Origin of the sequence: Psychrobacter cibarius (assembly GCA_030686115.1) — a bacterium.
GTDB classification, from domain to species: Bacteria; Pseudomonadota; Gammaproteobacteria; order Pseudomonadales; family Moraxellaceae; genus Psychrobacter; species Psychrobacter cibarius_C.
Window position 1 is genome coordinate 1,319,867 of record CP131612.1, and the last position, 12,967, is coordinate 1,332,833.

The 12,967-nt window shown below is 42.5% G+C and carries 9 protein-coding genes; 6 read left to right on the forward strand and 3 right to left on the reverse strand.

Annotation, left to right across the window (positions count from 1 at the left end):
* Positions 1-19: 19 nt before the first annotated feature.
* The 3 genes from Q6344_05590 (at position 20) to Q6344_05600 (ending at position 4,971) form a co-directional block, all read left to right on the forward strand.
* Positions 20-2,497, forward strand: coding sequence for a heavy metal translocating P-type ATPase (locus Q6344_05590; protein WLG14809.1), 2,478 nt, complete (start codon positions 20-22; stop codon positions 2,495-2,497).
* A 65-nt stretch (positions 2,498-2,562) separates the two neighbouring features.
* Complete coding sequence (gene cueR, locus Q6344_05595; protein ID WLG14810.1) at positions 2,563-2,955, forward strand: Cu(I)-responsive transcriptional regulator; 393 nt, start codon at positions 2,563-2,565, stop codon at positions 2,953-2,955.
* Positions 2,956-3,387: 432 nt separating this feature from the next.
* The gene (locus Q6344_05600; GenBank protein WLG14811.1) at positions 3,388-4,971 is read left to right on the forward strand and encodes an ABC-F family ATP-binding cassette domain-containing protein; all 1,584 of its coding nucleotides are present in this window, start codon (positions 3,388-3,390) and stop codon (positions 4,969-4,971) included.
* Positions 4,972-5,102: 131 nt separating this feature from the next.
* Here the strand turns inward: Q6344_05600 and Q6344_05605 are convergent, their stop codons facing one another.
* The 3 genes from Q6344_05605 to lipB all read right to left on the reverse strand — a co-directional run bounded on the left by Q6344_05605 (position 5,103) and on the right by lipB (position 7,298).
* Positions 5,103-5,570, reverse strand: a complete 468-nt coding sequence (locus Q6344_05605) for a hypothetical protein (protein ID WLG14812.1) — start codon at positions 5,568-5,570, stop codon at positions 5,103-5,105.
* Between the two features lie 161 nt (positions 5,571-5,731).
* Positions 5,732-6,262 (reverse strand): inorganic diphosphatase, encoded by a 531-nt coding sequence (locus Q6344_05610; GenBank protein WLG14813.1) that lies wholly within the window; start codon positions 6,260-6,262, stop codon positions 5,732-5,734.
* Positions 6,263-6,461: 199 nt separating this feature from the next.
* Positions 6,462-7,298: a lipoyl(octanoyl) transferase LipB gene (lipB, locus tag Q6344_05615; GenBank protein ID WLG14814.1), complete on the reverse strand. Its 837-nt coding sequence runs from the start codon at positions 7,296-7,298 to the stop codon at positions 6,462-6,464.
* Positions 7,299-7,951: 653 nt separating this feature from the next.
* On the opposite strand from lipB, the gene Q6344_05620 reads away from it, so the two are divergent.
* From Q6344_05620 to Q6344_05630, 3 genes are all read left to right on the forward strand, one after another.
* Complete coding sequence (locus Q6344_05620) at positions 7,952-9,385, forward strand: coniferyl aldehyde dehydrogenase (GenBank protein WLG15151.1); 1,434 nt, start codon at positions 7,952-7,954, stop codon at positions 9,383-9,385.
* A gap of 406 nt (positions 9,386-9,791) precedes the next feature.
* Complete coding sequence (locus Q6344_05625) at positions 9,792-11,723, forward strand: glycine betaine ABC transporter substrate-binding protein (protein ID WLG14815.1); 1,932 nt, start codon at positions 9,792-9,794, stop codon at positions 11,721-11,723.
* Positions 11,724-11,798: 75 nt separating this feature from the next.
* Positions 11,799-12,710, forward strand: coding sequence for an ATP-binding cassette domain-containing protein (locus tag Q6344_05630; protein WLG14816.1), 912 nt, complete (start codon positions 11,799-11,801; stop codon positions 12,708-12,710).
* The last annotated feature ends 257 nt before the right edge of the window (positions 12,711-12,967 follow it).

Consider the following 12,967-nt stretch of genomic DNA (forward strand, 5'->3'; position numbering starts at 1 on the left):
GAACATGATAGAGGGTGTTATGAACTCAGAAAATAGTAAGTCTTATCTTTACAATGAAACATTGCCAATTGAGGGTATGACCTGTGCTTCCTGTGTGGGACGAGTGGAAAAAGTATTAAAAAAAGTTGAAGGTGTTGAAAATGCTGAGGTGAATCTAGCGACTGAAAACGCCATGATTTCCTCGTCTCAACCTTTAGATCTAATTGCAGTAACCAAAGCCGTAGAACGAGCCGGTTATAAGGTCTTGGCCTCTCAGCCGATTGAGTTGTCGATAGAAGGTATGACTTGTGCTTCCTGTGTTGGACGGGTAGAAAAAGCCTTAAAAAAAGTCGAGGGCGTACAACAAGCAAACGTCAACCTTGCTACTGAACGCGCATGGGTACAAGGCAACGCTCAAGTACAGAGCAGTGATTTGATTCAAGCCGTTAAAAAAGCGGGGTACACGGCTAAGCAGATTGAGCAGAATGCGCGTGTTCAACAGGATAAAAAAGCCACGGAACAGCAGCAGCTGAAACGAGATTTAGCGATCTCTTTAATTCTAGCCGTGCCTGTTTTTATTCTAGAAATGGGGTCACATATGATTCCAGCTTTTCATATGTGGGTTATGGACAATATCGGCACGCAACAAAGCTGGCTGATTCAATTTGTTTTGACCACGCTGGTACTTATCTTTCCAGGGCGACGTTTTTATCAAAAAGGTATTCCAGCATTATGGCGCTTGGCCCCAGATATGAATTCATTGGTGGCGGTTGGCACACTGGCAGCTTATAGTTTTTCGCTAGTCGCAACATTTATTCCACAAGTTCTACCTGAGGGCACTGTGAATGTGTATTACGAAGCGGCGGCTGTGATTGTGAGCTTAATTTTATTAGGGCGTTATTTTGAGGCAAAAGCCAAAGGGCGTACCTCTCAAGCCATTCAACACCTAGTGGGTATGCAAGCAAAAACAGCACGTGTTCACCACAATGGGCAAGTGATTGAAGTGCCGATTGCAGAGGTGACCACAGAAACGATTGTTGAGATTCGTCCCGGTGAGCGTGTTCCAGTCGATGGTGAAGTCGTTGAAGGTCAAAGTTATATTGATGAATCCATGATTACAGGTGAACCCGTTCCTGTCAAAAAACAAGTCGGTGATCAAGTGGTAGGAGGCACGGTCAATCAGAATGGAAACTTAAATTTTCGGGCAACTGCCATTGGAGAATCGTCGGTATTGGCGCAAATCATTCGCATGGTTGAACAGGCTCAAGGGTCTAAATTACCGATTCAGGCATTGGTTGATAAAGTCACTATGTGGTTTGTCCCCATAGTCATGCTCTTGGCAATGCTAACTTTTATAGTCTGGTTTATTTTTGGTCCTGAACCTGCTTTGACGTTTGCTCTCGTCAATGCCGTTGCCGTCCTAATCATTGCTTGTCCCTGTGCAATGGGCTTGGCAACCCCTACCTCGATTATGGTGGGGACAGGTCGCGGTGCAGAAATGGGCGTCTTATTCCGCAAAGGTGAAGCATTACAAGCTTTACAAGACGTTCAAGTCATTGCGGTCGATAAAACTGGAACATTGACTGAAGGCAAACCAACCTTAACAGATTTTTATGTCCAACCAGGGTTCGAACGTGAGCAAGTCTTGCGTATTGTGGCATCGGTTGAAGCAAAATCTGAACATCCCATTGCCCTAGCCATTGTTCAGGCCGCAGAGCAACAAAATATTAGCTTATTACCAATTACTACTTTTGACTCTGTGACGGGATTTGGAATCAAAGCAGAAGTGGCAGGTCAAGCCGTTCATATTGGTGCTGATCGTTATATGCAGCAATTAGGACTTGATGTTACTTCCTTTAAAGACGAAGCCGCGCACTTAGGACAAGAAGCTAAAACCCCCATATATGTCGCGATTGACCAGAAGCTAGCAGCCATTATTGCCGTTGCAGATCCTATTAAAGACACCACTTATGCCGCTATTGCAGGTTTACATCAACTGGGCTTAAAAGTAGCCATGATTACAGGCGACAATCGGCATACTGCGCAAGCGATTGCAGCAAAATTACATATTGATCAAGTGATCGCAGAAGTGTTGCCTGATGGAAAAGTAGATGCGATACATCAACTGCAACAACAATATGGACGAGTGGCTTTTGTTGGTGATGGTATTAATGATGCGCCCGCTCTTGCTCAAGCTGATGTCGGTCTGGCGATTGGGACAGGGACGGATGTGGCAATTGAAGCCGCAGATGTAGTGTTAATGTCAGGTAGTTTACAAGGGGTTCCTAATGCGATTGCTTTAAGTAAGGCCACCATCAAAAATATTCGACAAAATCTATTTTGGGCATTTTTCTATAACATTGCTTTAATTCCAGTTGCCGCAGGGGTTTTATATCCAGCATTTGGAATTTTGTTGTCACCTATTTTTGCAGCAGGCGCAATGGCGCTATCCTCTGTTTTTGTGCTAGGTAATGCCTTACGCTTAAAGTATTTTCAGGTGCCAACGATTAAAGCATAGATTATATTAAGATAGGGTTAAAGTAGCCGTTTGGCTTTAACCCTTTTTATATCAGGAGCAAAGTTATGAATATCGGTCAAGCGTCAGAGCAATCGGGAATCTCTCCCAAAATGATCCGCTATTATGAACAGATCGGGTTGCTTGATGCCGCAAAACGCTCAAATTCAGGGTATCGAATCTATTCTACACAAGATATAAAAGACTTATGCTTTTTGAGACAGGCTCGTGATTTAGGTTTTTCGTCCAAACAGATGAAAGAGTTGCTTGATTTGCGGAAAAATACAGATCGGCAGAGTGCTGATGTTAAACAATTGACACTGAAACACATAGAAACCTTAAATCAAAAAATAGCTCAATTGCAAGATATGGTGAGCTCACTACAGATTTCAGCTGATCATTGCTCAGGTGATGCAAACGCAGATTGTGCCATATTAAAAGATCTTGAAAAGAGTAAATAAAATAAATTAGATATAATCTTACCTGTTTTTTATGCATATCTCAGTCTGAAAAAACATGTGTCTAAAAGAATACTTTCAGAAAAAATTAAGGCTATGGTTCCCTAGTGAGGACTTGAACACTCGGCTGTAGTTTAAAGATGACAATGGTTTGAGATATTTAGATAATTAAAGTGTACTTCGGTGTGTACATGCATTGGGATTTTCGAGGGTATTTCAAGTTACTTTTAATTTATCATAACGTCTGTTAAGCGAAGCTTATTTTCTTGTCAGATCATTGTATCCCATCAATAGCTTATTGCGCTCAGCTGTTAGGCTTTAACACTAATGTGGTGCGATTGGACAGTAGTTAATTATCAAAAAGCATGTTAGGCGTTGATTATAATAGGTATATTATCAGTCACAAACCTTATAATTCTAAAAAATAGAGTAAAAATGCAAAATTTAATCGAAGCAAAACAGTTAAGCTTAAACTTCCCTGATTCGCCTTTGCCATTGTTTTCAGGAATTGATCTATTCTTGACTGATGAATTACAAGCACTTATTGGCAGAAATGGAGTAGGAAAATCCTATTTAGCAGCAATATTAGCGGATAAATTAAAACCTAGTGAAGGAAGCGTACATCGCTTTTGCAATATAGGTTATGTGGCTCAAGGTGAGACAGTATTAACAGGAACAGCAGGTGATATTTTAGGTACAAGTCAGATACAGCAAATCAGCAACCGAGTCCTAGATGGTAAAGGCACACTAGAAGACTTTAGCTTTATGGATGATAAATGGAATTGGGAGGTTGAAACAGAAGCGCTTTTAGCAGAAGGGGAGCTAACACTAGATATACTTGATCGTCCGTTTAAGACGCTAAGCGGTGGCGAACAAACACGTCTAAAGCTATTGGCACTTAAAAAACAAGGTTGTGATTTTTTAATACTTGATGAGCCAAGCAATCATTTAGATCGTGATGGGCGTACGTGGCTTGCGCAGTGGTTAAAAAATTTTAGCGGTGGCGTTTTATTAATAACGCACGATACCATCTTGCTAGAGCATGTACAGATTGTTTATGAGCTAACTCCCACAGGACTATCTGTTAGTCATGGTGGTTGGCATGATTGGCTACAAAGTCAGGAGCAATTGCTTCTAGGCGCTCAAAGAGAGGCAGCTCAAACAAAAAAAGAGTTGCAACAAGCCAAACGTGATCAGCAAATTGCTCAAGAGAAAACTGAACAGCGTCAAAGTCGCGGTAAAAATCAGCGCAAAGATAGCAATCAAAGTAAAATTTTTTTAGACCGTGAATTAGGACGTTCTGAAGCTACACAATCACGCAAAGCTAAGCTTCATGATGATCGAACACAAAATGCAGCTGATCAAGCAGCCAGTGCTAAGGCTCAGCTAGAGATCATAGAGCCGCTAGCAATTGTCACCGCACCCCCTGAAGCTGCTAGCAATCCTCTTTTGCATTTATCTAACATCGTTCTACCGTTTGGTGCGACAGCGCCTATTAGCCTAATTATGAATAAAGGTGAACGTATTGCTATCACTGGTAAAAACGGCAGCGGAAAATCTACACTATTAAAAGTAATATCAGGTCAGCTTGAGGCAAAGCAAGGTGAAGTAGCAGTGACTGAGTCCTATCGTTTTATGGATCAGAATTTTTCTTTTCTTGATAAGGAGTTATCAGCACTAGATAATTTTCATCAGCAATCACCTGGCTGGACAGAAGACTTATATCGGACTCGATTAGCACAGCTTAGAATCAAAGGTGACGCTGCAATAAAACCAGTTCATACCCTAAGCGGTGGTGAGCAACTCAAAGTCGCTTTGGCGTGCTTATTTTGTGGTGCTACTGCGCCTGCATTATTACTATTAGATGAGCCAGACAATCACTTGGACATAGAATCAAAAAATTTGCTTCAGCAAGCATTACATGATTACACAGGCGCGCTCATTTTAGTTTCTCATGACGAAAAATTTATAGAAGCTATTGGTAATATGGATTACATAAAATTAGAGAATACAGTTTAGAATGGCATACCCCAAGGGAACCAGCTATTTCAGCCCTCATGCGTATTAGTAGACTACTTAAAATAGACTGCTATAATGGAACCACTTATAACAGACTATAAAAAATTTAACACGACAACCTCCTGTCCTATTTAACCAAATACCCGCCATAATATCCAAAATAATCCAGCCATAATGATGGCAATAACCAATAGCCGTTTCAGCCAATAGGGCATCAGCGGTTTTTTATAGCCTAAATCATTAAGCTGGCTGTCCACACCATTTTGCAGGCTCTTGAATCCTCGACTTTGCTTAGTCGTTTTGACGCGATTTTTGATCAGCTGTCCAGTTTCATCCTCAGCACCTTGCTCTCTATCAAAGCTAATAGCATGGTTAGGAATGCCTTGCTTGCTGGCGATAGTGTTGAGTTTTTGCTGCTGCTTTACCTTTAATTGTGTCTCATAGGCATCAATCCTATTCTTGGCGTCATCCATACTAATGCCTTCATCTGCCGCCAAAGCCTTGATCGCCATCACTAAATTGTTTTTTTCGATCATCATGATGACGTCTCTTGGCAGCTTTGGGTTGACTGGTTTTGAGCTAGGGTCGGGGTTAAACATGACTGTCCTTATGGCGATATGAAAAATAGGTATCGATAGTGTTGATTATTATAACCATTTTACAGCAGTAATATTCAATCAAAAAAATACCGCAATCACGATAATGACTGCGGTATTTTGATAGCTATCCTTTATTAGTATTTCTGCCAATTTTTGATAGCCTATAGGTCTTTCCAGCGTTGGATAGACTCTTTGATGACTTCTTTTGCTTCTGCAACATCGCCCCAAGATTCAACGACCGTAGTGCCTGGTTTTTTCAGATCTTTATAGTGGCTGAAATGGAACTCTAACTGGTTGATTAGCTGCTTTGGTAGATCCGCTAGGCTGTTATAAGCATTGCCTGTATCACGGTCGTCAGCAGGTACGACGACGATCTTGTCATCGACTTCGCCATCATCAACGAACTTCATCACACCAATGACTTTGGCTTTTAAGAAAATACCAGTTGGTAGCGGCTGCTCAGTCAGTAATAACACATCAAGCTCATCACCATCTTCGTCAAGCGTTTGCGGGATAAAACCATAGTTACAAGGCTTGGCAAAAATCTGTGGATCAATACGATCAAGCTCAAATACCGCCAGTTCACGATTCCACTCAATTTTATGGCTGCTACCAGCTGGGATTTCTACTACTACGTTGATAATGCCGCCGTCTACATCGCCTGCGTCCAAAATTTTGTTAAAATCTGCCATAAAGTACTCCAATTTGCTTTTGTTTTAAGTGCTTGAATAATAAGTGATGATAAAAGAATAACGTCGCGGCACTGCGATATTATCACTGTGCCCAATATGTGCCGCCTGCGATTATAACAAGTTTGACTCAAATTTTCTCACAATGCTTAAGTCTAAGCGTGCACGATATTATGCAAAAAAAGATTATGCAAAAATGGACTCAAAGAACCCACTTGGGTACGAGTGCACGTAGCTCAATGAGTCCGGCATGACGCTTAGCAATGTTATCAATAAGTTTTTGGGTCACTTGCTCATAGCTTAAGGCTTCACCAGTTTGTTCATCTGACTCTTTTTGCATAGCCACAAAGTCGGATAACCGTAACATTTGCATCCCCGCATAGCCGCACGGATTAATCGCATTAAATGCGGACAAGTCACAATTTAAATTAAGCGCAATACCGTGATAGCTAAATCCATGTTTAATTTTGAAGCCTAACGATGCCATTTTTCCAAGCATAATTTTATCATCGACGGAGGTACTGTTGGCTGGTGCATCGGTATCGGTATTGTCATCCGCTACAGATGTATCAGCATATAGATAAACACCGGGTGCGTCACGGCGCGCATGGGCGCTGATGGCTGTTGTGTCTGATGAAGCAGGATTTTGCAAACAGTCATTAATGACATCTTCGATTGCTTGCTCGGCATGCGAGACCAAGTTGCGCACACTCCAGCCCAAGCTATTCAAATCGAACAACCAATAAATAACCAGCTGGCCGTGACCATGCCATGTCACTTGACCGCCGCGATCCGTTTTTATAATAGGCGTATTGGTACGTTGCAAGATATGCTCTTCTTTACCTGCTTGCCCTAAAGTATAGACATCATTGTGATCGACAATCCATAATTCGTCAGGTGTGCGCAGTCCTTGCTGTTTTTTTAAGTCAATACGCGCAAGTGTACGTGCTAGCATCGCATCGAGAGTGGGAACGTAATCGGCTGTTGTTAGAGATTTGCTGATCAGTGTGTCATTAAGCTGTTGCGTGGTGTTTTGCATGAGAGTCGCAGTCTTATTGTGGTCTGGTTCGAAGAGGTGTATCACTGATATTCAGTCGTGATATCGATAGTGAGTGTAGCAGTTTTTGCGATTGGTACCCAAGATTATCTCTGGTCACGCTGTAAAACTCAACAATCAAAACACTGATAAATGCCCTAACGGAGTAGCCATAATAAGCAAAATTTCTCAGTGCTTAATATGAAATTTCTAGCATTGTGATGCGTGTTTATAGACAGTTATTTCATACAGACGCAGGAGTCAACTTAATGTGCTGTTCATTGATTCGTTGATGCGCTACATTAAAGTGCAATGAATGGAATCGCATTACTTATGTTCAGGGGTTGCCATCAATGTAACCCGCTGACTAGGGCGTGTCCTCAATTCAATCGATTATCCTCTAAATGGGCTAAAAATGGCTAAATTTTGCCAAACATCGTCAAATAGCTTCTTAATATCTCGATATTATTTGCGCTACTTTCCTTGTTTGACGGCAATTTATCTCATGTTTATCACCATCTTTAAAATGAGGACAAGCCCTAGAAATACAGAGTCTCTAACCCAATATAGTATATTGACTCCAACGCAGATGACAAGGAAGATAAATGACAGATAATAATCAAAACATGAATGAGCAGACCTCAATCGACACGGATATGTTGCAGCAACCAGTGCCAAAATCGCCTAGTATTGCTCATACGGTTGATGAGATGCGAGCGCAATTTTTACGCTTACAAACACTCAGTCGCACGCAGCCAATCAATGACTGGGCCACTCGTGAAACCCAACTAGACAGTCTAGAGGTTATGCTTAGCGATAACCAAGCCAGTTTCGCCAAAGCGATCAGTGCCGACTTTGGTTATCGTAGCGAATCAGAGACCCAGTTTGCCGAGTTGTTTCCTAGCTTTACTGGTATCAGTCATGCCAAAAAGCACGGTAAAAAATGGATGAAAGTTCAGCGGGCTTCTATTTCAGCGCTGTATATGCCAGCTCATAATGAAATCCAGCCTCAGCCATTGGGCGTGGTTGGTATCATGGTGCCTTGGAACTATCCGCTATTTTTAGCAGTAGGACCGATGATTGATGCACTCACTGCTGGCAACAGAGTTATGATCAAGATGAGTGAAGCGGCACCGCAGTTCGCCCAAGCATTTGCCAGTGCGATTGCTCGTTATTTTTCACCAGACATGATTTGTGTCGTACTGGGTGAGGTAGACATTGCAGTTGCTTTTAGTGAGCTGCCTTTTGATCATCTGCTTTATACGGGCTCTACGGCTGTGGGCAAAAAAGTCATGGCGGCGGCGGCTCCTAACTTAACACCCGTCACGCTCGAGCTGGGCGGTAAATCACCGGTCGTCGTGTTAGAGGGCGCAAACTTAGAAAACGCCGTCAATCGTGTGATGATGGGCAAAACACTAAATGCGGGTCAGACTTGTATTGCCCCTGATTATGTACTGATTCAGCGCCAATATCATGAAGAGTTTATTCGTTTAGCAAAAGAGTGGATGGAAAAGCACTATCCAAATATTGAGAGCAATCCAGATTACTCACGTATTATCAATGGCGAGCAATTTAAGCGTGTCAAAGGCTATCTAGATGCATTATCGAGCGATGGGATTCATAAGCTTACTGATGCTGAGTCTAATATCGAAACGCGTCTAATGCCGCCTGTCATCGTGAGTGAGCCTGCCCCTGATAGTGATGTGATGCAGGACGAGATTTTTGCGCCGATTTTGCCATTGATGCATTACGATACGCTTGATGATGCCATTCATTTTGTCAACGAGCGACCACGCCCACTGGCGCTATATGTTTTTGGTGATAACTATAACGCCTTAGAGAAAGTACGTAACAATACGGTCTCTGGTGGCCTATGTATTAATGAAGTGCTGATACATGTTGCCCAGCATGACTTACCGTTTGGCGGGGTTGGCGATTCAGGAACGGGGGCTTACCATGGTAAAGCGGGATTCGAGCGTCTTAGCCATATGAAACCAGTATTTGTACAATCCAAGCTGAATGGGTTGAATTTGTTGTTGCCACCTTATGGCGGGTTGTTTAAAAAAGCCATGGCAATGTTTTTAAAATAACAAATGCTAAAGCGAGAAAAGTTGACATAGCTTTCTTTCAAGCAAACAAAAATACTTAATCATTGTGAGCAATCATATAAGCAACGTCAAAAAATAGCATCTATCTCAATAGGTGCTATTTTTTTGTATAAAAGTAAACGATAAAAAATTAATGAGCATTTGTCATCTTGTCTATAAATCGCTACACTTTGTAGTGAGTCTAAACGATTGCAATATTAGTTTTAGATGAAGACGTTGCCTAGTCTTCAACGACTGAATGAGCCATCAGCGACTGAATGAGCCATCAGCGACTGAATGAGCCATCAGCGACTGAATGAGTCATAAGCAGTACACGCTTGGCGTAAAGCAATAATATTATTGACTTGGGCGTTAATTTCCATAATAAAAATTATAAATAGGACATCTTATGCGCCAATGGATTGCGTTAAGTTTACTATGCATGAGCGTATTGTTACTGCCAGTATCGGCATCAGCAGCTTGTGATGCACCAATCAAATTTGGCGCTCTGACATGGGAGAGCGGTCAGTTTATCTCTGGGGTGCTCAAGTACATCGCTGAAGATGGCTATGATTGTACAATTGAAGAAGTGCCGGGTGCTGGTCCTGCACTCGAAACGGCATTGTCACAAAACGACATTCAAGTGATTGGGGAGCAGTGGGTTGGACGCTCGCCAATCATGGAACAAGCCATCGAACAGAATAAAGTAGCAGTCATCGGTGATACGCTCAAAGGCGGTGCAACTCAAGGTTGGTATGTACCCAAATATGTATTAGAAGAAAACCCAGGTCTACGCCGCTATCAAGATTTGCCTAAATATGCTGAGCTGTTTAAAGATCCTGAAGACCCTAGCAAATCACGCTTTATGAATTGTCCGTCTGGTTGGACGTGTGAGATTTTCAATACTCGCTTGCTGAAAAATACTGGTTTAGATAGTATATTTAACAATGCCCATCCCGGTACTGGGGCGGCGCTCGACGCTGAGATTGCTTCTGCTTTTGAGCAACATAAACCACTACTATTTTATTACTGGCAGCCTACGGGCTTGATAGCAAAATATGACTTTGCGCCATTAGAGTTCCCTGCTCATAAAGATGCCTGTTGGCAAGACTTATTACGAGCGGATGGCACCGCCGATTGTGTGTCTGGTTTCCCTGTCTCACCTTTAGGTATCGCAGTATCTACCCCCTTTATTAAATCCAATCCAGAGCTTGCTGATGTCTTTAAAAAAGTTCAGTTTAGCTCCGATGAGCTCAATGGCGCTATCTTGGAGATGAGTGAAAATAAACGTAGTGGCGATGAGCAAGCACTAGCATTTTTGCGTAAATATCCGAGCGTCTGGCAAGCATGGTTGTCTGATGAAGCAGCCAGTAACCTTGCGGCTAAGCTAGGCATCAGCTTAACGGGCGAGGCTATTACTGCGGATGCAACCGCCTCTAGCACTAATCGATCGACCTCATTATCGAGCTTTCCTGCTTGGTCACTTGAAAACCCGCTTAATAATACATTGGCAAGCGTTGTCCAAAATTATGGCGATGTGTTTCGTACCGTCAGTACCATGGCGTTAACCTATCTATTGCTGCCGATTGAGCGTCTATTAACCACTATGCCGCCTTGGCTCATCATTGCGCTTGTGAGCGTATTGGCATGGTTTGGCGTCCGTAAAATCTGGTTTGCACTGGCATGCGCCGCCGGACTGTTTCTCATTGGCGCATTTGGATTATGGGGCGCATTAATTGATACCTTGGCACTGCTCATCGTATCAGTGTTGGTGACCATTGTGATTGGTATTCCTATTGGCATTGCTATGTCGGGCAGTAAAATTCTTCGCAAGGTTGTGACGCCGATACTGGATGTGATGCAGACCATGCCAAGTTTTGTCTATTTGATACCCGTATTGATGCTATTTGGGATTGGCAAAGTGCCTGCGCTATTTGCCACTATTATTTATGCCTTGCCGCCACTGATTCGGCTGACGACATTGGGGATTACCCAAGTCAATCACGAGATGGTCGAAGCAGGGCGCTCGTTCGGTAGCACACACTTGCAGCTGCTCATTTGGATTAAATTGCCGCAAGCATTACCCAGTATCATGGCGGGCGTGAATCAAGCAGTGATGATGTCGCTCTCTATGGTGGTGCTCGCTTCTATGATTGGCGCACCGGGTCTTGGCGAAGATGTGTTGCAATCGATTCAAACGCTTAATATCGGTCAAGGCTTACAAGCAGGCACGGCGATTGTCATCGTTGCCATTATCATTGACCGTATCACCCAAGCATTTGGTCAAGGCAAGCGTGCTCGGCAAAAAACCATCGATGCGGGTAGGCATCCCACTGGTTAATTATCAGTGCCATGGTCGAATGTTCAACATGCCCTAATCATAATGATAACTAGAAAAATAAAAATGAGAGCCATCATGAATCATATTCAATTGGAAAATATCAGCAAGATTTATAATGCCAATAGCTCGCAAGCAAAGTCTGCATTGGGATTATTAGCAGAAGGTATGGATAGCATTCAGGTAAAGGAACAAACAGGCTATTCGGTCGGGCTTTATGACATCAATTTGAGCGTTAAAGCAGGTGAGCTGCATTGTATTATGGGCTTGTCAGGTTCGGGAAAATCAACCTTGATACGCCATATCAATCGTTTGATTGACCCAACCAGCGGTAAAATATGGGTTGATACTTCTATTAATGCCAAGCCGTCTACTAGTAGTACTAAGCCCTCCACTAATGCCAAACTCTCTCCTGATTTATTAGAAAATGGAAAATCATCGCCTGCTATTAATATTTTAGAGCTAAATGATAAAGCGCTACAGCATTATCGCCAGCAGACAATCAGTATGGTTTTTCAGCATTTTGGTTTGGTGCCACATATGACGGTGCTGCAAAACGTCGCTTACGGCTTGCGAGTGCGAAAAATGAGTATCAAAGAACGCCACGAGGTTGCTCGGCATTGGCTTAATGAAGTTGGGCTAGCAAATTTGGAGAAAAGTTACCCTGATGAGCTGTCAGGAGGGATGCAGCAGCGTGTCGGGCTGGCGCGTGCCTTAGCAACCGATAATCCGATATTGCTGATGGACGAGGCTTTCTCTGCCCTTGATCCCCTCATTCGTGCCCAATTACAAGACCAACTACTTGAGCTACAAGCACGGCTAAACAAAACCATCGTCTTTATCACTCATGATATCGATGAAGCGATTAAGGTCGGTCAGCGGATTAGTATTTTAAATGGCGGGCGTTTGGTACAAACGGATACACCCAGTGAATTGCGCCACAACCCAGCTGATGAGTATGTGGCTCAATTTATGGGTGCTAAAATTTAATTTAAAAATGACACGACGTTTTTTTAAATGTTGTTTTATAAATTACACCTGCAAAATGATAGATTTCTGTCTATATCATTATTCTTACACTGTTGTTAAAAAAGTGTAGCAACCCATTAGTTACTATTAAAGTAAACTCCATCATCGATGTATACTATTAAGATACTCTAATAGTGTATTAGCTTTGCTAAAATCTCGATTTATCTACTTTCATTGACCACGTAAGAAGACCATGAGCGAGCATAAAAACTCAGTTT